21 protein-coding genes are annotated in these 19380 nt (G+C 37.7%); 5 read left to right on the top strand and 16 right to left on the bottom strand.

Going from position 1 to position 19380, the window contains the following annotated elements:
* Nucleotides 1-16: 16 nt before the first annotated feature.
* The 16 genes from AB4513_RS18645 to rfbB all read right to left on the bottom strand — a co-directional run bounded on the left by AB4513_RS18645 (nt 17) and on the right by rfbB (nt 14530).
* A complete protein-coding gene (locus AB4513_RS18645) occupies nt 17-973 on the bottom strand; it encodes a hypothetical protein (protein ID WP_009847943.1) in 957 nt (318 codons plus the stop codon).
* Nucleotides 960-1619: an acetyltransferase gene (locus AB4513_RS18640; RefSeq protein WP_009847944.1), complete on the bottom strand. Its 660-nt coding sequence runs from the start codon at nt 1617-1619 to the stop codon at nt 960-962. The genes AB4513_RS18645 and AB4513_RS18640 overlap by 14 nt, the downstream gene beginning before the upstream one ends.
* A 9-nt stretch (nt 1620-1628) precedes the next feature.
* On the bottom strand, nt 1629-2258 hold the full coding sequence (locus tag AB4513_RS18635; RefSeq protein ID WP_009847945.1) for a class I SAM-dependent methyltransferase: 630 nt from the start codon (nt 2256-2258) through the stop codon (nt 1629-1631).
* 71 nt (nt 2259-2329) lie between these two features.
* Nucleotides 2330-3520, bottom strand: a complete 1191-nt coding sequence (locus tag AB4513_RS18630; protein ID WP_102257562.1) for a glycosyltransferase — start codon at nt 3518-3520, stop codon at nt 2330-2332.
* 23 nt (nt 3521-3543) lie between these two features.
* Nucleotides 3544-4215, bottom strand: coding sequence for a WbqC family protein (locus AB4513_RS18625; RefSeq protein WP_009847947.1), 672 nt, complete (start codon nt 4213-4215; stop codon nt 3544-3546).
* A complete protein-coding gene (locus tag AB4513_RS18620; RefSeq protein WP_009847948.1) occupies nt 4212-5321 on the bottom strand; it encodes a DegT/DnrJ/EryC1/StrS aminotransferase family protein in 1110 nt (369 codons plus the stop codon). Before AB4513_RS18620 ends, AB4513_RS18625 begins: the two co-directional genes overlap by 4 nt.
* A complete protein-coding gene (locus AB4513_RS18615; RefSeq protein WP_009847949.1) occupies nt 5318-5956 on the bottom strand; it encodes a sulfotransferase in 639 nt (212 codons plus the stop codon). Before AB4513_RS18615 ends, AB4513_RS18620 begins: the two co-directional genes overlap by 4 nt.
* Nucleotides 5957-6010: 54 nt before the next feature.
* Nucleotides 6011-7330, bottom strand: a complete 1320-nt coding sequence (locus tag AB4513_RS18610) for an ABC transporter ATP-binding protein (RefSeq protein WP_009847950.1) — start codon at nt 7328-7330, stop codon at nt 6011-6013.
* 12 nt (nt 7331-7342) lie between these two features.
* Nucleotides 7343-8149, bottom strand: a complete 807-nt coding sequence (locus tag AB4513_RS18605; RefSeq protein ID WP_009847951.1) for an ABC transporter permease — start codon at nt 8147-8149, stop codon at nt 7343-7345.
* 66 nt (nt 8150-8215) lie between these two features.
* Nucleotides 8216-8761: a dTDP-4-dehydrorhamnose 3,5-epimerase gene (gene rfbC / locus AB4513_RS18600; RefSeq protein ID WP_009847952.1), complete on the bottom strand. Its 546-nt coding sequence runs from the start codon at nt 8759-8761 to the stop codon at nt 8216-8218.
* A gap of 1 nt (nt 8762) precedes the next feature.
* On the bottom strand, nt 8763-10352 hold the full coding sequence (locus tag AB4513_RS18595; protein ID WP_009847953.1) for a hypothetical protein: 1590 nt from the start codon (nt 10350-10352) through the stop codon (nt 8763-8765).
* 19 nt (nt 10353-10371) lie between these two features.
* Nucleotides 10372-10710, bottom strand: coding sequence for a hypothetical protein (locus AB4513_RS18590; protein ID WP_032555297.1), 339 nt, complete (start codon nt 10708-10710; stop codon nt 10372-10374).
* Nucleotides 10711-10712: 2 nt separating this feature from the next.
* Nucleotides 10713-11672, bottom strand: coding sequence for a glycosyltransferase family 2 protein (locus tag AB4513_RS18585; RefSeq protein ID WP_009847954.1), 960 nt, complete (start codon nt 11670-11672; stop codon nt 10713-10715).
* On the bottom strand, nt 11665-12546 hold the full coding sequence (gene rfbD / locus AB4513_RS18580; protein ID WP_009847955.1) for a dTDP-4-dehydrorhamnose reductase: 882 nt from the start codon (nt 12544-12546) through the stop codon (nt 11665-11667). Before rfbD ends, AB4513_RS18585 begins: the two co-directional genes overlap by 8 nt.
* Nucleotides 12546-13433 (bottom strand): glucose-1-phosphate thymidylyltransferase RfbA, encoded by an 888-nt coding sequence (gene rfbA, locus AB4513_RS18575; protein ID WP_009847956.1) that lies wholly within the window; start codon nt 13431-13433, stop codon nt 12546-12548. The genes rfbD and rfbA overlap by 1 nt, the downstream gene beginning before the upstream one ends.
* Nucleotides 13433-14530 carry a dTDP-glucose 4,6-dehydratase gene (gene rfbB / locus AB4513_RS18570; RefSeq protein ID WP_102257561.1) on the bottom strand — a complete coding sequence of 366 codons (1098 nt, stop codon included), beginning with the start codon at nt 14528-14530 and terminating at the stop codon, nt 13433-13435. Before rfbB ends, rfbA begins: the two co-directional genes overlap by 1 nt.
* Before the next feature lie 288 nt (nt 14531-14818).
* Here rfbB and AB4513_RS18565 point away from each other — a divergent pair, with 288 nt between their 5' ends.
* The 5 genes from AB4513_RS18565 to AB4513_RS18545 all read left to right on the top strand — a co-directional run bounded on the left by AB4513_RS18565 (nt 14819) and on the right by AB4513_RS18545 (nt 19354).
* A complete protein-coding gene (locus tag AB4513_RS18565; RefSeq protein WP_009847958.1) occupies nt 14819-15253 on the top strand; it encodes a rhodanese-like domain-containing protein in 435 nt (144 codons plus the stop codon).
* Between the two features lie 99 nt (nt 15254-15352).
* Nucleotides 15353-15820: a protein-export chaperone SecB gene (secB, locus tag AB4513_RS18560; RefSeq protein ID WP_009847959.1), complete on the top strand. Its 468-nt coding sequence runs from the start codon at nt 15353-15355 to the stop codon at nt 15818-15820.
* A 178-nt stretch (nt 15821-15998) separates the two neighbouring features.
* Nucleotides 15999-17045: an NAD(P)H-dependent glycerol-3-phosphate dehydrogenase gene (gene gpsA / locus AB4513_RS18555; protein ID WP_009847960.1), complete on the top strand. Its 1047-nt coding sequence runs from the start codon at nt 15999-16001 to the stop codon at nt 17043-17045.
* 262 nt (nt 17046-17307) lie between these two features.
* On the top strand, nt 17308-18129 hold the full coding sequence (gene cysE / locus AB4513_RS18550; RefSeq protein ID WP_009847961.1) for a serine O-acetyltransferase: 822 nt from the start codon (nt 17308-17310) through the stop codon (nt 18127-18129).
* Nucleotides 18130-18202: 73 nt separating this feature from the next.
* Nucleotides 18203-19354 (top strand): murein hydrolase activator EnvC, encoded by a 1152-nt coding sequence (locus AB4513_RS18545; RefSeq protein WP_261879032.1) that lies wholly within the window; start codon nt 18203-18205, stop codon nt 19352-19354.
* Nucleotides 19355-19380: the final 26 nt, after the last annotated feature.

The following is a 19380-nucleotide window of genomic DNA, read 5'->3' as shown; positions in this document are numbered from 1 at the left end:
TATCGAACGATAATTATCATTTCAACAAACGAGCATACCCAAAGCCTGATCGGCCAAAACCATTACCGTTATAAAACATAAGATAACTCTCTTTTACTTTTATTACATGGGGATATGCTATCATTTCAGAATCCCAGCCCGAAGCGCTAATATCAATTCCTGCAAGGTCGTCATTTCGATTCCAAACAATGCCATCCTTCGACTCGGCATATCCAATACGATAGCTAGCTTTTGGATCAGTTCTATAGTTTGTGAAATTACGGTATGAAAACCACATTCGATATCTTCCGTTTTCTTTGACTACAGAAGCTTTTACGATACCTGCCTCTTCCTCATTTTTATAGTCTATAGCGACTTTTCCTTCTCTGACCCAATTGATCCCATCTTCAGACTCAGCATATTTGATATGGTAACGTGGTTCCGATTTACCATTGACAACCTTCCAACCAGTACAGGATAAGTACCAATTTTTCCAAACACCATCATCAAATAAAACGCAAGTAGACGCCGAAAAATAAGGTTCTTTCCAATCTCTATCCCACAACGGCCCTTCGGAGAACCTAACAAATTTATCATCGGAAGAAGAAGCGATTGCTAAACCTACACTGTTGTGATAGGAAATATTATCCCTTACATTCCACCCGATATAATATAACCATCGTTCATCACCTCGATTAACAACCCATGATGGCATTACACCTCTATCATCAAATGTACCTAAGCTTCCAAGGTCAAGTAGAGGGCTTTCATTAATATGAATAATTTCTAAAGGGTTATCTGCATTAAGATCGACAAATGTTGGTAGACTTAAACCATCAATATTTCTAGTGGAAAAGTATACACGTATAATATTCTTATCTTCAATATAATCAGCAACTGGAGCTTGGGCATGAGTAACACTCCAAGGTATAGTGTTGTTGGGTTTATATATCAGCCCCACCTTTTCCCATTTATAATGATTAAAATACGTCATAGCTAAAACGAGTCCCTTTTTTCTTTGCGGGATGACCGATATACACTCCCCACTCTTCTGTTTCTTTTAAAGTTAGACACGAAGACATTGATAAGAGTGTGCCTTTGGCTAGATTGGAACCATCTCTTATAGTCGAATTAACACCTAGAAAGCAATTCTCGCCAATTACACAGTGCCCTGACATTACGACATGTGAAGTAAAAAAAACATGGTCTTTAACTATACCATGGTGCCCAATATGGTTCCCACTCCACAACACTACATTATTCCCAATTACAGAAAATGGTTGAATAGTATTATTTTCCAATATAAAACAATTCTCTCCAATTACATTGTTAAAAACTGTAGCTTTTGAACTGACATACGAAATGAAGTCATACCCTTTTTCTTTACCTTCTAAGTATACTTTTTCTCTTAGAGTATTCATTCTCTTTGCCATCATTGGCGCAAACAAATCATATTGTTCTGGAGGGTATTTTTTTTCCAACTCTTCAAAAGGTATAACAGGAAGATTATTATATCTTTTACATTTCATGTATTTTTCATGGACTGTAAAAGCAACTACTTTGTAAGGTGAATCCGTAGTCAAATAGTAATACGCAAGTTCGGCAAAGTCTTCAACCCCAAATACAACAATTGGCTTCATCACTAGTCCCTACTTATAGACGTAAACTGTATATTCATATAAACCATAGTCATTCCGTATGATATATTTCCTTGAGACATTTTTTGACAAGAACTCTGTGAGCAAGTCCAGAGAAAGGTGAAATAAATCATCCCTCTCCCAATCTACATTTTTTGACATTACATTGAACGCCATACCTATATTTACCTTTGCAAAAACACGAGTAAGTACAGCTTTGAAAAAGGATAACATTTCTTCGAATGAGAGGTCACATTTTTCAGTAAATACTCCATTTAGAATAGCGTAGTCAAACTGTGGTAATTCGGTATCGTTATTTAATATATCAACACAATAGTAGCTGTTGCCTGGAAATTTCTCCTTAGACAAGGTCACAAACTTCCTTGATATATCAAGGCCTGAATAATCTACATTATTAAGCTCTACATCTTTCAAGTATTCAAAAAAATGAGAAGCCCCACAGCCAAAGTCTAACAAGGAAATACGCGAGTTAAGATCTTCTTGTACAATTAAATCTTTCATAATTGCATATCGTAACCTCGCATCTTCTTTATTTGGCCAATCGACACCTAAATGAGTGTCACCATATAAATCTAAACATTTTTCGTAATGTTTCATTATCGTAAGATGTTGATTTTTCATAACTAGCCCTATGATTAAATCTTAGCAAAAACTGTTTTCAATCGCTAAGGTATTAAATTTGACTTAAAAGATCAGGAAAAAATAGCAAGGCAACGTTTATATATATTTATAAAAAGCCTTGATAGTTTATTTAAAAAAGTAGGTCTATCTAGACGTTCAAGTAATTGATTGTTTATAGCTTTCATTTCAATAACTTGGTCATTTATAGCTCTAATTTCATAATTTTTCACTTCTAATTTTTTTTGCATGACCTCAATGAAATCTTCCTTACCTTTTATTTTGCTTTTTAAAAGGTCTATTTCATCTTGCTGATAGCCGATTGACAACTGCAAACTCTGTATTACTTCAGAATTTTCATTAATCCTTTTCTCACTAGATTGATTATGTTCATAGAAATACTCAACTAACTTTAAAAGCTCGTTGTATTCAAAAACATTCAAATTTTCAATAATTTCTTGCTTATAATTCTTGTATTCACATAAGGAAGATCTAATGTATAACGGCATATAGTTTTGTTCATATCTTTGTCTAAAGCCACGATTATATCTAACGATCGATTCTAAGTTTTTCTTTAATTGAAATAGCTTACTTAAACGACTCCACTCGCCATTTTTGTGAATCCTATACGATGACATAGATTCATCAATATAGTGAATCGGACCAAGTTCCGACATCAATGTTAATAAGAGCCAGTCGCCAGGATTTTCCCTAAAGAAGTCAAAATCTATTTTTTTCATCATATTTATTCGATATAACATCGACGATGTATGAAAATATGCTAGTCCCTTTGTAAAATCGTCAATCGTAAAAGTATTTTTTATACTTTGATTAACAATATATTCGTTGTCGCTTTTGCTTTGGTTTTTAATAACTTTAGTATTGTGTGAACAACCGGCGTGATCAGGTAGTTTTTCCAACATTTCAAACTGTTTTTGTAGCTTATTTTCATCAGTCCAATAATCATCGCCTTCACAAAGAGCAATATATTTAGCACCACTATTAAGGCATCTAGGATAAAGATCATCAATAACAGATTTTCCCCCTGTATTTTTTTCAGGAAGAATCAACTCCAATTTAGAGCCATACCTACGTCGAAGATCAAAACACTTATCTCTCGTACCATCAATCGAACAATCATCTAAAAGAATCAATTTAAATGTAAATGTTGTCTTTTGACTCATGACTGATTCAACAGCTTGTTCAATATAATCTATATGGTTATAAGTACACATCCATACGATTACTAAAGGAGGATTATTCATTATAACTCCATGAAAAACAGTTATTATAGATACGTCTTCCCATTGAACATAAGAACGTCTATGATCGAAAGATTACTGACAAACTCATTAGAAAACTGGTCATAGACCAAAGATTTGTTCTCCATAAATCTTAGTTCAATATTGTTATTTAAGAATGCACCTCCAGCATAGAGGTCCCTCCCACCGAGTGCATTTATATATACACTAGCACATTCCTTTTGGCATATGTCGATTATTCTATCTTGCCCTTTTAACTGGGAGTTATTGTAGCGAGACGAGCTTATAACGAACTCTGAATTAATATCTAAGTGTTTAGAAATATTAACTATGCTATTGGTTATAAAGTCAGATAAGCTCTCTGATTTATAACCAATGATTTTACTTACCAAAGCGTAAGTTTCTTCAAAATGAGGGGCTCTTTTATAATTTAACTCAATTGTTTTAAGAAATTTGCTCTTCCATAATGAGATTTGGGGAGATAGCAATATTTCATTTATACGCCTATTCTGGCTAGCATTAACCAGAGGCATTGTAAACATTTTTGGCTCTCCGGATATTAATATCCGATTCCTATTTACCCATCCTTTTTTTATATAGTTGACATCATCATAAATTATAAATTTGTCGACTGACTTAATTAGCTCAAAATAACCGAAGTATGGGAAAAAGTAGGGTTGCATTATTGCTACTTTCATCGTGAGGCCCTAATCACATCAATTACGTTACTTGCATCATCTATATTAAGGTCAGAGTATATTGGGAGGCATAAAACTCTAGCACTTATTTTTTTTGCAACGCTAAGACTACCTTGTCTAAAAATTTCTCGATTGTTTTTATAAACATCAAAATCAGATACTAGCGGATAAAAGTATTTTCTAGATAAAATATTGTTATCTTTTAATATTTCATAAAGCATATCACGATCAATACCAAATTCACGTTCATTAACTACTATTGGAAAGTATGAGTAATTATATTTTACGTTATCAGATTCCTTCAGAACTTCGATACCAGGCACGTCAGATAGCTTTTCACGGTACAAATCAGAAATGCTCTTGCAATGAGTGATTTGCTCCTCAACATACTTTAACTGAGCTAAGCCAAAAGCAGCCTGTACTTCATTCATTTTGCCATTAATCCCAATATCAACCACCGATTCTTCTCCAGCAAAGCCAAAGTTTTTCAAGAAATCGATCTTTTTCTTCATATCAGGACAGTTTGTTATTAGAGCTCCACCTTCAATCGTATTGAATACCTTTGTTGCATGAAAACTCATCATTGATAAGTCACCGAAATTTAAAATAGACTCACCGTCAACTTCAACACCAAAGGAATGAGCTGCATCATAGAAAACTTTCAAATCATATTTATCAGCAATAGATTTTAGAGCTTTTACATCACATGGGGTTCCATAAACATGAACTGGCATTATAGCTTGCGTTTTTTCAGAGATTAAGCTCTCTATCTTAGAGGGATCCAAATTATAGCTATCGGGATCTATATCACAAAACACAGGGGTACAACCATTCCATTCAATTGCATGAGAAGTTGCTACAAACGTAAAAGGAGTGGTGATAACTTCTCCAGTTATCCCTAAAGCTTTGAGACCAGTCAATAAAGCAATAGTACCATTACAAAATAAAGAAACGTACTTAACTCCAAGATGGTTGGCTAAAGCTCTTTCTAGTTCTTGGTGATAATGCCCCCCATTAGTAAGCCATTTCCTATCCCAGATATCCTCTAGCATTTGGTTAAATTCACTAAGAGGCGGAAATGAGGGCTGTGTTACTTTAATTTTCATGTCTTATTCTCCCAAGGAAAAGAGCCATCGCTCTCAACACGAACCCCTACAAAATCCGCAAGCTTTTGATAAGAGTTTGTCTCCGCAACATTTAAAACCAATAAATTTTCTGGCTTATCTTTAAAGAATTCTTTTACGTCCTTCTCGTGCTTTTCGTATAAATCCATGTAATGCTTCTTATCATAAAGCGGTACGTTTGGATAACCATACATAACTTTCATTGCATCCAAACTATACCCTTTATAGCGATACATAGAGTTATCTAGATCATGTTTAGAGGGTAAGCTATTCTTATCAGTTGAAAAGACTTTGGAATGAAACCGAGTAAGAGACTCATACCACTGCTCTGAAGAATCTCTCAACGTCAAAATAAACTTGGCATTTGGGTATTGTTCAAAGATTTTTATATATGTTCCAGGTAGAGAAAAAGGAATATCTTGAAAAGCGTCAGCCATTTCACAAAATCTGAGTATTTTTTCAAATTGATTATTATTCCAATCAAATATTAGCATTTCCGCTGTTGCTTGGTCCCCTAAAGTAAAACCAAATAATCGAAATGCATTTTCTAATGAAGTTGTACCTGTTTTATTGAACCCTATACAGAAATACTTTGTGTTATTGTTAATTGCACTCATTTATATATCAACCATTATATATCACTCTAGAATTACAGTAGCCTCTGATTTTTTCTAAATCTCTTTCACTGTTAACTTAGGAAACACATGAACTTTGGACCATAATGTTATTTCCGGTCTAACTTTAACTTTAAACAAGTAGGCATTAGGTATTGCATCTATAAAATTATAGGACACATTTTCCACTAGTGTTGACGTAATTGTAGCTTGGATTGAGTAATGGTTATATTGTAATGGAAGTCTAAAGTCATAATCGACAATATGACGACTTCCTTTCTTTATATCAATTAACTCCCCCTCAGAAAGAAGGCAACCTCCTGATATAATATTAATTTTCTTGTCATCAAAAACCTGAAAATTAACGCTCACTTTGTCTTCTATATCACTTTCGATATGTATTCTTAGTCTAACTTCTTCATTAAAGTCAGCCTCATGCACTAATTCGCCATTCTTGTCTAAAAGTTCAACTAAAGTTATGTTTGCGCCGCCTGAACCGTATCGAAATTCTGCAACACGCGTCTTAAACACTTTTAAGCTCTTTAGATCTCTTGTCTCTTTGAGCTCAGCACGTGGTAATATATTGGAATTCAGTTCGGGTTTATCAACCACAGCAAGGTCTTTAGAAATACGATCGCTTTGTGCCTCTCGCATCTCTCTCATATATAATTCAGCGACTTCTCCAGCGTGACCTTCAGCATGAAGAACTCCATTTTTTATGTAGATTGCCCTCTCACACAAACTCTTCACACTACTGATATCATGACTAACGAAAAGAATAGTAGTGCCATTCTCTTGAATTCTTTTCATTGCTGTCATACATTTAGCTTGAAAGTTCATGTCACCGACGGCTAATGCCTCATCCACAATTAGTATGTCGGGATCAATACTGATAGCTATAGAAAATGCTAATCGTGCAAACATCCCCGAAGAATAACCACGCACAGGTTGATTAATGTGATCACCTATGTCTGCAAATGCAATGATCTGATCTAGTTTTTTGTCGACACTTTCTTTAGACACTCCCATCAAAGAACTGTTAACATAAATATTTTCAATTCCAGTCAGTTCATTATTGAATCCGGTTCCTAGCTCCAATATAGATGATACAACGCCGTTTACTTGAGAAGCTCCTGATGTAGGAGTTAGAACTCCAGTGATAATCTTGAGAAGTGTTGACTTACCTGCACCATTTTGACCAATTATTCCAACAGTTTCACCTTTGTGGATATCGAAGCTTACATCTCGAAGTGCATAGAAGTCTTCATGGTAGACTTTTCTAAATGGGTGAAGAGCCTCTTTAAAGCGGTCCTTTGGATTATGGTACATTGGATAAGTCTTGGTTACGCCTTTGCAACTTATGGCAAGTTCATTCATAATTTAAACCTTCTATAATACATCCGCAAAGTGCGGCTTTAATCTTTTGAAACAAACAACACCAAATAATAAAGTAACAAAAGTCACAAACCAGAAGTATGCGGTCCAACTCATAGACTCCCAAAACCAAAGATCCGTTGTTAATGTGTTTCTATAGCCTTCAGTAATATAGAATACTGGGTTTAATTTAAATACCCACTGATATTGTTGGGGCACCATTGCGATATCCCAAAAAATCGGAGTGCCCCAAAAACCTAATTGTATTAGAACTGCGATAAACTGACCGATATCACGGAAGAAAATAACTATAGACGAGGTAATCCAAGACACTCCAATCATCAAAAGTAGTGAGCATATTAAGTAGTATGGTATTTGAAGCCAATTTAAACTTGGGTAATAACCATAAGCAAACGCAATTGAAAAAAGAATGGCTATAAAGAATAAGTGAATAATTAGTGCTGATATCAGTTTTACTATCGGTAGTAAACTAACCCTAAAAACAATTTTCTTTACAATATTTGCTTGTTCTACAATTGAATTAGTCGCATTTGACAACATTTCTGCTATGAAGAACCAAGGAATCATAGCTGAGACAAGCCAAAGTGTAAATGGAACTCCATTGGATGTAGGCTGCGCCTTAAAGCCAACTTGGAAAACGAACCATATAACCATAATCGTAACAAGTGGTTGAATAAATGCCCAAACACCACCAAATAGAGAGCCTAGGTATCTATTTTGGATATCTCGCTTGGCCATAGTAATTAATAACTCACGACTACTATAAATGCCCTTAATGAACTTTAATGGTATTTTATACATTTCCCTACCTTAAAATTTAATATAATAGCTTCTTAAGTTTAAGCTATTTAATCACGAATTATCAAACTATAGTGGAATGATTTCGTTAATTCTTTTTCCTATACTATCTTTTTCTGACAGAGTTGGTGGACTCTCAATTGGCCATTTAATATTTACGGTTTCATCTTTCCAGAATAAACAGTGCTCAGCTTCAGGGTTATAATAGTCCGTACATTTATAAACGAACTCTGCTTCTTCACTAGTCACATAAAATCCATGAGCAAAACCTTCCGGAACCCACAATTGACGTTTATTTTCAGCAGATAATAATTCCCCCACCCATTGTCCAAAAGTCGGTGAGTCTTTTCTAATATCAACAGCCACATCAAATACCTCACCGGACACAACTCGAACTAGCTTTCCTTGGGTATTTTGGGTTTGGTAATGTAAGCCACGTAAAATACCTTTTTTAGATTTGGAGTGGTTATCTTGAACAAATGACGTTGCTTTACCGGTTACGAGCTTTTCAAATTTATCTTGGCTCCAAGTCTCCATAAAGAAACCACGCTCATCACCAAACACACTCGGCTCTATAATTTTTACATCGCGAATAATTGTATTAATTACTTTCATTTTATTCTACCAATGATTTATAATAAACTGTTACTGCGTCACTGTTAATAATACTACCCTTATATTCTTTGTATCCAACCTTAAATTTATTATCATTAGTGTCATCAATAACAAAATCATAATCATCATTTAAGTTAAAGTTAGCTTTCTTGCACTGATAGTATCCATCCTCATTGGATTCATGCCACACATAACAACCTGACCTTGAATATAATGTGAATTTATTGTCTATTTTTGTTCTTATATATAAATTCATTACTGAAGAGGAATAGTCCAAATAATTACCCTCTTTCAAGTTGTAGTAAATATTCAAATCCTTATTTCCTTCCACCTCGTTCAAATAACTTGAAATAACCCCTAGCCGAACCTGCTTTGCTTTCGAACTTGAAAGTTGGGTGACACTAATAACACATGTTTGATACGTAAAAAACACAAAAGTAACTATAAAAATAGCTCTCGCTGATCTATTCTTCCACTTTAACATCTCAGAATTTTCAAACATATCAGCGAATACATAACAGCATGAAAGAAAGATTAATAGGTTTGCAGCACTAAAATAGTAAAAACCTGAGGGCATTTTCAATGCAAATATTCCAAATGCATATGCATTTGCGCCTAGAAACAAGACAAACGCTCTCTGCAAATATCCACTACTTAATCCATTAATAATAAAAACAATAGATATAGCCAATGATAATAATAAGAATGGATAGTGGTATAACCCTTGAATACTGAAAGTGTATTCTAAGTATTGGATTAAGTCTCCTCCTTGCGTATATAATTCCCCCTTTGTTTGTAGTGATTGAATAATAATATACGAAATAAAGAACAGTACACTCATTACTAGCAAATACAATTCAAACGATAACTTTTTATACCAAAATTTCAAGTCAAGAATATCTTTATAGCTAATGATATTTTTTGATATCTTCAGGATAATCATTGCAGCTGAAAAAGCCAAATATATGACTAACGTAGGTTCTTTATAGTAAAGAGAAATACTTGCAAAAAGCAGACCTAATTTAATTCTACGTGTATCAGTTGATTCAAATGTAAAATAAAGGAACAGTAACAAAAAAAACAGTTGGTTTCGTTCCGGTATGATCAGGTTTGAAAATGATACTGATAGTGAGGAAATAAATATAGGGATTATCAATAATAACTTTAAATTATTACTTCTAAGTGGGATTAATTTATACAAGCAGAAAATTGAAATCAATGATTGTATAAAAGGGAGAGAAAACAAGCCTAAGAATCCAAACTTTTCTAATGTCAAAAAGTTGAATTCTTGGTGACCCAATGGAAAAAATCTCCCACTGTATAAAACAGGCCGTATGAGTGAATTTAAATAACCTACAGAGTCAGAGTGACGATATTCCAACGGTAAGAATAAGTTTAGCGCATAGATTGAAACCCCACCAATGAAAATAGCCACAACAATTACACTGAAAAAAGTTTTCTCTTTTAAGATTTTAACTTCAATATTATCTTTAAACATACCACAGACAATCGACTTCGGCTTGATGAAAATTAATATGGGGATTATCACTCCAAGAAAAACTAGAGAGAAGCAAATTTGGTCCAAACTCATGTCTAAAAACCTTATTATTCTATTTAATAGATAGTAATACTATACCAAATATAGTTAATACAACCCCTGATATTTGCAATCCACTTAAATACTCAGAGAATATAAAAACACCACTGAGGGTGATGCATAAAATAGTCAAGCCAGCCATAACAGGCGAAACTATCGATAATGGATACATAGAGTATATTTTTAGTGTAATAAGAAAACTACCGCCATAAAAAAATAGTGCCAATAACACACCATAGAGAAAACCATTACTTATAGATAATGGAAACACACGCCCACTACAGTATTTAAGTAATACCTGTGCAGAAACATTTAGTGAAATAGCAATAGCTATATATAAGATCCCTCCCATAATTATATCCTATTATTATTTTCTGTAACTCTGTCGATAATATACGTAGGTGCTTTATTCACTTCTATGAAAACCCTTCCTATATATTCACCAATAACGCTTAAGCCGATTAATTGAATACCACCTAGAAAATATATTGGCAGTGTAATTGACGCCCAACCAGGAACAGTTCCACCAAATATAATTGACATTGATAAAATATATAGCGACATTAAAATGCAAGTGAGAACAATAAGACCACCAAGTGCTGCAAACAATCTAAGAGGGACTATTGAAAAGGAAATAATTCCGCTTAACGCAAGATTCATCATTTTTTCAAACGTATATTTACTTTCACCATGTTCTCTATCGTAAACATCAAACTCAACAATTGAAGATCGTAAACCTAATGTTGGAATGATCCCACGTAAGAAAGGGTTTTTCCCATCATGTGACGACAAGATATCTAGGGCTTTATTTGACAAGCCTCGATAATCAGCATGACCTGGAACTAGGTCAATGCCTAGTTTTTTTGCTAATCTATAGAAACATTTTGCTAACGTTTTTTTTAATAATCCATCTGTATTTCTATCTTTCCTGACACCATAAACCACATCATTCCCATTCTTAAAGTCCAAAATGAAATCTTCTATTACAGAAGGGTCTTGTTGCAAATCCGCATCTAGGGAAATAGAGAAATCACACTTGTCTACCGAACAATCCAAGCCTGATTTCAGTGCGACTTGGTGCCCTTTATTAATGGAAAGCTTGATTCCTTTTATTTTATCATTATTTTCGGCTAGTGCTTCAATTCGAGACCATGTATCATCTTTTGAACCATCATCCACAAACAATATATCACTGGATATGTCAATCACCGCTCTATCAATGAGGTTTTCATATATAACTAATAGCTTCTCTGCACACTTATTAATATTAACTCCTTCATTGTAAGAAGGAATTATAAGTCTTAGTTTATTCATATCTTTTTATACCTAATTTTAGTCGACTCACCCAATCGCTTGCATTTATCCCAAACGTATTACGTATTAGTGTTGTATTGAGCTTAGAATTTTCTGGACGCTTAGCGAGAGTTGGGTACTCTTCAGTCGTTATTGAGTTAACTGCTGGTGAACACTTCAGGACACCTTGTTCAACCGCTTCATCAAAAATAGCTTGCGCAAACTGGCTCCAGCTTACATGTGGTAATCCAGAGAAGTGGTAAATACCAAACCTATCAGTTTCTCCATTACAAATAGCCTTAGCGATAGTTACTAACGCAGATGCGATATCACCGGCATAAGTCGGCCCACCAAACTGATCTCCCACAATACTTAGAGATTCATAGCTATTTGCTAAACGCAACATGGTCTTAACAAAGTTATTGCCATTCTCACCAAACACCCACGCAGTACGAAGGATAATATGTTTTTTACACTCTTGTGCTACGGCGATTTCACCTGCTAGTTTACTTTTACCGTAAACACCTTGAGGGTTTGTAGCATCCGTTTCTGCATATTCGCCTACTTTATCTCCATCAAAAACATAATCCGTAGAGATATGCAGCATTGCAGCACCAACGCTCTGCGCTGCTTGTGCGAGGTATTTTGGACCATCACGGTTTATCGCATAAGAAAGGTCAAGCTCCTCTTCAGCCTTATCAACCGCTGTATGTGCCGCTGCATTAATAATGATGCTAGGCTCAAATTCAGCCACAATAGCATTAACGGCCTCTTGACTAGTAATATCAAGATGCTCTCTATCAAGAGCTAATACTGCTATATTTTCATTATTGGCTAATTGTTTAGTTAGACAAGAGCCCACTTGACCATGACAACCGGTAATTAATACACGCATTAAGCATCAGCCCTCTTTTGAGATTCACTAACTAGGCGCGTTAAGTACTGACCATATTCATTTTTCATCATTGGTTTAGCTAGAGTCAGAACTTGTTCATCACTCAACCAACCGTTACGCCAAGCGATTTCTTCTAAACACGCGACTTTCAAACCTTGGACATTTTCAATCGTTTGGACGAAAGAAGAGGCTTCGTGTAGGCTTTCATGCGTACCGGTATCTAGCCACGCAAAACCGCGACCTAATAATTCCACATTCAGTGAACCATCGTTTAAGTACATTTCATTTAGCGTGGTAATTTCTAACTCACCACGATGAGAGGGCTTCACTTGCTTGGCCATTTCCACCACGCGATTATCGTAGAAATACAAACCCGTTACCGCGTAATTGGATTTTGGTGTTGCCGGCTTTTCTTCAATCGAAATCGCTTTCATCTCTTCATCAAATTCGACCACACCAAAACGCTCTGGGTCTTTGACTTGGTAGCCAAAAACTGTCGCACCACTTTCACGGCTGGCAGCATTTTTTAAAGTGTCACTAAATGATTGCCCATAGAAGATATTGTCGCCGAGTACTAAACAAACAGAATCATCACCAATAAAATCTTCACCTATAATGAAAGCTTGTGCTAAACCATCTGGGCTTGGTTGAATAGCATACTCAAGACTAATACCAAAATCAGAACCATCACCAAGCAAGCGCTTAAAACCTGCATTATCTTCTGGAGTCGTGATAATCAAGATGTCTTTGATTCCAGCTAACATCAATGTAGAAATCGGGTAAAACACCATTGGTTTGTCGTAGATCGGCAAGAGTTGCTTTGATACACCACGAGTCAATGGGTACAAACGAGTGCCTGAACCACCAGCTAGAACAATACCTTTCATTATTTACTTCCCTTTGATTCAGTTTTTTCTACACCTAAACGCTCACGTTGGTAACTACCATCTTGTACATTTTGACACCACGCTGAATTGTCTAGATACCATTGCACCGTTTTACGAAGACCTGTTTCAAACGTCTCCTCGGGTGTCCAACCTAACTCACGCTGCATTTTAGATGAGTCAATGGCGTAACGGCGGTCATGACCAGGGCGGTCTTGAACATAGGTAATTTGTTCTGCATACGCTGACTCTTTCGGTACTAAAGTATCTAAGATGTCACAAATAGTGTTTACGACTTCGAGGTTTTTCTTCTCGTTGTGGCCACCAATATTGTATGTCTCCCCGACTTTACCTTCAGACACTACTTTGTAGAGTGCCCGTGCATGATCTTCAACAAACAACCAGTCACGAATTTGGTCGCCTTTACCATAGATAGGAAGGTCTTTTCCTTCTAAAGCATTCAAAATGACTAATGGGATCAATTTTTCAGGAAAATGGTAAGGACCATAGTTGTTAGAGCAATTGGTTACGATAGTAGGGAGACCGTAAGTACGTAACCATGCGCGTACTAAGTGATCACTTGATGCTTTTGAAGCAGAGTATGGACTTGATGGTTCATACGAGGTTGTTTCCAAGAACATTGGCAGCTCAGTCCCTTCTGGAACTTCATCCGGATGCGGAAGGTCGCCATACACTTCATCAGTAGAGATATGGTGAAAACGAAATTCTGCTTTTGCACCCTCTTCAAGCTTATTCCAATATTCACGTGTCGCTTCTAGCAAGGTATAAGTGCCGACAATATTGGTTTCGATAAACGCTGCAGGGCCGGTAATAGAGCGATCAACATGTGACTCAGCAGCTAGATGCATGACAGCATCCGGTTTGTGCTCAGAGAACACTCGGTCAAGCTCTGAACGATTACAGATATCCACTTGCTCGAACGCGTAACGTCCATTCGAATCTACTTCTATAAGAGATTCTAGATTACCTGCATAAGTGAGTTTATCAACGTTTACCACACTGTCCGTTGTCTTATTTATAATGTGACGTATAACTGCTGAGCCAATAAAACCAGCACCACCGGTGACTAATATCTTCACAAAAACTCCTAAAATAAACCTTGATAATCAACAGACCAACACGCAGTAGCACTACTATCAGGCACGCTACCGCCCTTTGGTCAATAAGCGAAAACCACACTGCGCATTTAAAACTAAAAATGTAAATACAGCTATTATCTATGTAACGGGAAATATAATCAAAAAAAATCGTTAAACTTTGCTCCTGAGAGTGTTCAAAGTTTGATAATCCTATGTACACCAAACTCCAAATCTCGCTATACTCTTGGCCTATAGTTTTTCGCCCAATAACGAATAAGAGTTCAAGGTATGCAAGAGTTAGTTCCATTTGTTCAAGATAATATGATTTTAGCCATCGTATGGATCGGCTTGGTTGTTGCCATCATTGCGAACGTTATCAAGACATCAAACGCAGCTTACAAAGAGATCACGGCAGCGCAAACCACACACATGATTAATCGTGAAAACGGTGTTGTGGTTGATATTCGTACTAAGGATGAGTTCAAAAAGGGCCATATTACTGACGCAGTTCACATTTTGCCGTCAGATATCAAAGCAAATAGCTTTGGTAGCCTTGAAAGCCACAAAGCCGACCCAATCATCGTAGTATGTAAGACAGGTCAAACAGCTCAAGAAAGCGCTAACCTACTGGTTAAAGCTGGTTTCGAAAACGTAAGCGTGCTGAAAAGCGGCTTAGTGGCTTGGAGCGAAGCTAACCTACCTTTGGTGAAAGGTAAAAAGTAGTTAAAGGTAAGCTGACCTAACTAAACGAATATGACTTTAAGGTTTTGTTCAACAGAGATGGCGAACGAAGCCTAATTATAAATTTTTAAGGATAAGAAAATGGCTGAAGCAGCACAACAAGACGCACAACAGAACTTCGCAATCCAACGTATCTTCCTAAAAGACGTATCTTTCGAAGCGCCAAACTCTCCAGACATGTTTCAAAAAGAGTGGAACCCAGATGTAAAACTGGACCTAGACACTCAAAGCCGTGAACTTGGCGAAGGCGTGTACGAAGTAATCCTACGTCTAACGGTTACAGTTAAGAATGCAGAAGACACTGCATTCCTTTGTGAAGTTCAACAAGGCGGCATCTTCTCTGCAAGCGAAATGGAAGCTGGCCAACTAGCTCATTGCCTAGGTGCATTTTGCCCGAACATCCTGTTCCCATACGCTCGAGAAACAATTTCTAGCCTAGTGGTTAAAGGTACGTTCCCACAACTGAACCTAGCACCAGTTAACTTTGATGCTTTGTTCATGAACTACCTACAAAACCAAGCTCAGCAAGCTGAAGGCGAACAGGCTTAAGTCTCAAAGTAGAACTTAACTCCAACGATTCAAGCGCTAGTTAGCTTTTAAATGCACATCGCAACTTCTGCGATGTGCATTTTTTCTTTACACTGTACTAAAATTGAAAGCTCCTCTGATTTTAGTGGAAAGCTTTTCCAGAACTCTTCGATTTCCCTCATTATTTTTAGGTGGAAGCATGACAGAAACAATTCGCCCGACAATCTCGACAAACGCTTACGGCAAAGAGATCGCCATGACAGTAATTGGCGCAGGTTCTTACGGAACCTCTTTAGCTATCTCTCTAGCGCGTAACGGTGCAAACGTTGTTCTGTGGGGGCATGATCCTGTTCACATGGCTCGTCTCGAATCCGAGCGCGCAAATAATGAATTTCTACCAAATATCGACTTCCCAGAAAGCCTAATCATCGAGTCAGACCTTGAGAAGGCAGTAACAGCAAGTCGTGATCTTCTTGTTGTCGTCCCTAGCCACGTATTTGATATCGTTTTAAATAGCCTTAAGCCTCACTTAACAGATTGTTCTCGTATCTGCTGGGCTACTAAAGGTTTAGAGCCGGAAACTGGTCGCCTGCTAAAAGATGTCGCTCACGATGTGCTTGGTAATGGGTACTCGTTAGCAGTTCTATCAGGACCTACCTTCGCCAAAGAGCTTGCGATGGGTATGCCAACGGCAATCTCTGTGGCTTCCCCTGATGCAGAATTCCTTGAGCAACTTCAAGAAAAGATTCACTGTGGCAAAACGTTCCGTGTGTACGCAAATTCAGATTTTATTGGCATGCAGCTTGGTGGCGCGGTTAAAAACGTTATCGCCATTGGTGCTGGCATGTCGGATGGTATTGGTTTTGGTGCCAATGCACGTACTGCACTTATCACTCGCGGTCTAGCTGAGATGAGTCGACTAGGCGCAGCTCTTGGTGCGCAACCAGAAACCTTCATGGGCATGGCTGGATTGGGTGACCTAGTGCTAACCTGTACTGATAACCAATCACGTAACCGTCGCTTTGGTTTGGCACTTGGCGCAGGTAAAGATGTAGATACAGCACAAGACGAAATTGGCCAAGTAGTGGAAGGTTATCGCAACACCAAAGAAGTTTGGTTACTATCAGAACGTATGGGCGTTGAAATGCCCATTGTTGAACAGATTTATCAAGTGTTGTATCAAGGGAAAGATGCACACCTAGCAGCACAAGATCTGCTTGCTAGAGACAAAAAGTCAGAAAGATAGTAAGAGCAGATACGAAATTAGAGTAAGCGAGATACGAAGAGAGTTAGAGGTACGGGTAATCAAGATGCGAATAGCATAAAGTAAATGACCCGAACAAAGTTCTCCAACTCGCTCGTACCTCACTCTTGAAGATGACGTTAGTATAATGCTCGTCATTGAAGAATGAAGTATCTGGAATCTCATTTACGCTAATTGGCTTTTCTAAGCTCTTCATATCTCTCATCTCGCTACGCGTATCTGGTTTAAAGGAATGGATGGAAAAATGAAACACTGTGAACAGCAAAAAGTTTGGCAATGCATAGTGAAGGAAGCTCGACAGCAGTCAGAGCAAGAACCTATGCTTGCGAGTTTTTATCATGCCACGATCATCAACCATGAAAGTTTAGGCGCAGCCCTTAGCTACATCCTAGCAAACAAGCTAAAGACGGCTTCAATGCCAGCAATGGCAGTACGTGAAGTGGTTGAACAAGCATTTAAGCAGGATCAATCGATTATTGATGCGGCAGCTTGTGATATTTGCGCGACGGTAAATCGAGATCCTGCGGTCGAGATGTACTCGATGCCTCTACTTTATCTGAAAGGCTACCACGCTCTGCAAGGTTACCGAGTAGCTAACTGGTTGTGGAAACAAGGGCGTATCGCACTTGCTACTTACCTACAAAACCAAATTTCAGTTGCTTGCCAAGTTGATATTCACCCAGCGGCTCGTATCGGTAAAGCTATCATGCTCGACCACGCCACTGGTATCGTGATTGGTGAAACTGCTGTCGTCGAAAATGATGTATCGATCCTTCAAGACGTTACCCTTGGTGGTACTGGTAAAGAAGGCGGCGACCGTCACCCCAAAATCCGCGAAGGCGTAATGATTGGGGCCGGAGCTAAAATACTCGGCAACATTGAAGTAGGTGAAGGCGCGAAGATTGGTTCATGCTCTGTGGTACTACAAGCCGTGCCACCTCATACAACAGTCGCAGGCGTTCCTGCAAAAATTGTCGGAAAACCGAAAACAGATAAACCATCTTTAGATATGGACCAAGGCTTCAATGGTCGCTCGCAAAATTTCATTCATGGTGATGGAATATAAGAGCTGATTCTAGGTTCGATGAGCCGAGATACGAAAGACTTAAGAGCAGATGCTGAAAACTAATAAGAGCAACATGACGATAATGATGAAACCAGTCCAAGTAATTAGCACTGTTCTTTTGATATCTTCCAGCCTTTGCGCTGTTCTTTTCTCTGCATCGCCACTTGCCGCATCGAAAGGGGAGCTGAAAGGTGTGTCGAGTGAGATATCTCGTCAACAAAAAACACTATCCTCACAACAGAAGAAGCTCGACAATTTACAGGCAAACCTCAAGCAACAAGAGCTCTCTATCTCCTTGCTTGAAAAAGCCATTAAAACAAGTAAAAAACAACTCAATACCGCCAATGCTAATGTTGCTAGCTTAGATAATAAGATTAAAGCGCTTACAGCACAGAAAAAAGCCCATACCGACAAGTTAGAGCAGCTGATTCAGACTTACTACATGACCAGCAGAGCCAAAGCCTCTTCTCACATCTTAAATACTGGCGTTGAAGAGGACCGCATTAGTCACTATTACCAACACCTCGCCAAAGCGCGATCTGCAACAATCAAAACGATCGAACAAACTCAACTTGAATTAGAAGAAAGCCATAAGCAACGCCAACTTGAGCAAGAACAAATAGCAACGCTGTTAAATCAACAGGTAGCAAAGCGCAACAAACTATCGCAGACCCAAACACAGCGTAAAAAGACTGTCGGCAGTATTAAGAAAAACATCTCTGGCGACAAAAATTACTTAGCCGAACTTCAACGTAATGAAACTCGCCTAAAAGCCGAAATAGCGAAAGCAGAAAAAGCCGCACGAGAGAGACGCAATGCTGTCCCTATGGATGGCTTAGCCAAACGTAAAGGTAAACTGCCTTGGCCAATCAAAGATAAAGTTCTGCATAACTACGGCTCACGCCAAACTGGCCAAGTAAATTGGAAAGGCATGGTGATCAAAGCGAAATACGGTCAGCAGGTAAAATCTGTTTACTCAGGCACCGTCGTATTCGCAGAGTATTTACGTGGGTATGGCTTAGTGGTGCTGCTTGATCACGGTAAAGGCGACATGACACTGTATGGCTTTAACCAAGCGCTTTTAAAGAAAGAAGGTGACAAGGTTAAAGCGGGTGAGGCGATAGCTCTCGCCGGTGACACTGGTGGACAAACCCGACCATCGCTGTACTTTGAAATTCGTAGAAACAGCCAAGCTCAAAACCCGAAAAGATGGTTGGTTAGGTAAAAACAGATACGAGATATAAGTAACCG

Origin of the sequence: Vibrio sp. 10N.222.54.E6, assembly GCF_041473955.1 — a bacterium.
In the GTDB taxonomy this organism is placed as follows: Bacteria; Pseudomonadota; Gammaproteobacteria; order Enterobacterales; family Vibrionaceae; genus Vibrio; species Vibrio tasmaniensis_A.
Note: the sequence above shows the minus strand (reverse complement) of the source record. Positions and strands in the feature narration are given on the sequence as shown.

What these genes read in the sequence shown, in the direction of transcription:
- AB4513_RS18645 (WP_009847943.1), bottom strand. Translation starts at nt 973, where the DNA reads ATGACGTATTTTAATCATTATAAATGGGAAAAGGTGGGGCTGATATAT.
- AB4513_RS18640 (WP_009847944.1), bottom strand. Translation starts at nt 1,619, where the DNA reads ATGAAGCCAATTGTTGTATTTGGGGTTGAAGACTTTGCCGAACTTGCG.
- AB4513_RS18635 (WP_009847945.1), bottom strand. Translation starts at nt 2,258, where the DNA reads ATGAAAAATCAACATCTTACGATAATGAAACATTACGAAAAATGTTTA.
- AB4513_RS18630 (WP_102257562.1), bottom strand. Translation starts at nt 3,520, where the DNA reads ATGAATAATCCTCCTTTAGTAATCGTATGGATGTGTACTTATAACCAT.
- AB4513_RS18625 (WP_009847947.1), bottom strand. Translation starts at nt 4,215, where the DNA reads ATGAAAGTAGCAATAATGCAACCCTACTTTTTCCCATACTTCGGTTAT.
- AB4513_RS18620 (WP_009847948.1), bottom strand. Translation starts at nt 5,321, where the DNA reads ATGAAAATTAAAGTAACACAGCCCTCATTTCCGCCTCTTAGTGAATTT.
- AB4513_RS18615 (WP_009847949.1), bottom strand. Translation starts at nt 5,956, where the DNA reads ATGAGTGCAATTAACAATAACACAAAGTATTTCTGTATAGGGTTCAAT.
- AB4513_RS18610 (WP_009847950.1), bottom strand. Translation starts at nt 7,330, where the DNA reads ATGAATGAACTTGCCATAAGTTGCAAAGGCGTAACCAAGACTTATCCA.
- AB4513_RS18605 (WP_009847951.1), bottom strand. Translation starts at nt 8,149, where the DNA reads ATGTATAAAATACCATTAAAGTTCATTAAGGGCATTTATAGTAGTCGT.
- rfbC (WP_009847952.1), bottom strand. Translation starts at nt 8,761, where the DNA reads ATGAAAGTAATTAATACAATTATTCGCGATGTAAAAATTATAGAGCCG.
- AB4513_RS18595 (WP_009847953.1), bottom strand. Translation starts at nt 10,352, where the DNA reads ATGAGTTTGGACCAAATTTGCTTCTCTCTAGTTTTTCTTGGAGTGATA.
- AB4513_RS18590 (WP_032555297.1), bottom strand. Translation starts at nt 10,710, where the DNA reads ATGGGAGGGATCTTATATATAGCTATTGCTATTTCACTAAATGTTTCT.
- AB4513_RS18585 (WP_009847954.1), bottom strand. Translation starts at nt 11,672, where the DNA reads ATGAATAAACTAAGACTTATAATTCCTTCTTACAATGAAGGAGTTAAT.
- rfbD (WP_009847955.1), bottom strand. Translation starts at nt 12,546, where the DNA reads ATGCGTGTATTAATTACCGGTTGTCATGGTCAAGTGGGCTCTTGTCTA.
- rfbA (WP_009847956.1), bottom strand. Translation starts at nt 13,433, where the DNA reads ATGAAAGGTATTGTTCTAGCTGGTGGTTCAGGCACTCGTTTGTACCCA.
- AB4513_RS18565 (WP_009847958.1), top strand. Translation starts at nt 14,819, where the DNA reads ATGCAAGAGTTAGTTCCATTTGTTCAAGATAATATGATTTTAGCCATC.
- secB (WP_009847959.1), top strand. Translation starts at nt 15,353, where the DNA reads ATGGCTGAAGCAGCACAACAAGACGCACAACAGAACTTCGCAATCCAA.
- gpsA (WP_009847960.1), top strand. Translation starts at nt 15,999, where the DNA reads ATGACAGAAACAATTCGCCCGACAATCTCGACAAACGCTTACGGCAAA.
- cysE (WP_009847961.1), top strand. Translation starts at nt 17,308, where the DNA reads ATGAAACACTGTGAACAGCAAAAAGTTTGGCAATGCATAGTGAAGGAA.
- AB4513_RS18545 (WP_261879032.1), top strand. Translation starts at nt 18,203, where the DNA reads ATGACGATAATGATGAAACCAGTCCAAGTAATTAGCACTGTTCTTTTG.